Annotated in this window: 1 protein-coding gene; it reads right to left on the bottom strand. The window is 43.2% G+C overall.

What is annotated here, in order from left to right; translation table 11 throughout:
* Positions 1-31: 31 nt before the first annotated feature.
* The coding region (locus DD606_RS25220; protein WP_139158382.1) for a retroviral-like aspartic protease family protein at positions 32-1,329 on the bottom strand (1,298 nt) is incomplete at its 5' end.

Here is a 1,329-nt window from a genome sequence, read left to right as displayed (position 1 = left end):
ACGGGAAATCTATTTTTGATAGTGATATGGTTTAGTGCGCGATAGTCCACACACATGCGGTACCATCTTTCTTTTGCACTAAAAGGGCTAGAGAACAAAAGGGAGACGAGCTAGGCCTCACCATCCCTTTGTCTACCAATTCTTGTACTTGCCTCATGATCTCCTCTTGTTGAGCTTGTGAAACTCGATAAGGAGGCTTGTTAGGCGGTGAGCTTCCTGGAAGGAGCTCAATTTGATGGTCATCATCCCCTCGTTTTGGAGGTAAGTCCATAGGGATATCATCGATGAACACATCTTGGAATCCTTTTAGAAAATTAGACAAGTCTAACTCTTCTTGATTCCTATCATTTTCATTTGATGAAACATTAGTATCTTTTAGAGACTCTTTGACATAAATCATGTACGCAGAAACTGAGCTCTTCATTGATTTATCAAAAGAAAGAGGATTTACAAGTGGAATAGTGCGACCACGCTCACTAGCATCTATATACATGTTCTTTCCCCTGTAGGTGAAGTAAATTCTCCTTTCAGGGAACTTCATGTTGGCAGCCATGCGATCAAACCATGGTGCCCCTAGGATAACATCCTGATGTTGGAGAGGAGAGATGAAGAAGTCTTCTTTGTCGACATAGCTTTGGACATGAAGCCTCAACTTCCCAATCAAGGGAGTAACGGAGGCTTGTTGTCCCTTGAAAGCTGCATCAGCTATTACTATATCTCCCATCTCAAAAGCTTGAATGCCCAACTTGGTGGCCAACTCCATTGATATGAAGTTGAGAGTAGAGCCAGGGTCAAACAAGATGAAGGCATCATGCTCTCTTACCTTTCCCCAAGCATAGGAGAGTGATGATCCTTTGCAATGAGCATCCTCTTTTGGAGCTTCGATGGTGGAAGCCCTAGGAGTCTCATTGCGAGTATTCTTCTTGGGGCAAGAACGATAGCCATGTCCTTGCTCCCCACACTTGAAACACTTATGGTCCTTGCGAAAAGCTTCAAGCTCTTCAGGAGAGAGTTTGTTTTTACCTTTGTAAACTCCCTTCTCCTTGGACCGATTGTTGTTGTTGTTGTTGGAAGTGCCTTGGGAATTATTTTGAGCATTGGATTTCCCCTTTGCATCATTTTTATCTTTGTTTTCCATGGGCTTGACATTACGTCTAGCCCCTTGATGGAAATTGATGCATGAAGCAACCATGGTGTGGTGGATTACTTCGGTAATAGTACCGGGCCGTTGAGAGTTGATATATTCGGCCATCTCTTCAGGTAATCCCGCACAGAATTGTTGTCTTTGCTCGGCAAAGTCTATCTTTTGAAAGACAGTAGCTTTGAGAT

This window comes from Enterobacter cloacae complex sp. GF14B (genome assembly GCF_004136805.1).
Lineage (GTDB): Bacteria > Pseudomonadota > Gammaproteobacteria > Enterobacterales > Enterobacteriaceae > Enterobacter > Enterobacter hormaechei_C.
This window is presented reverse-complemented; position numbering and strand designations above follow the sequence as displayed.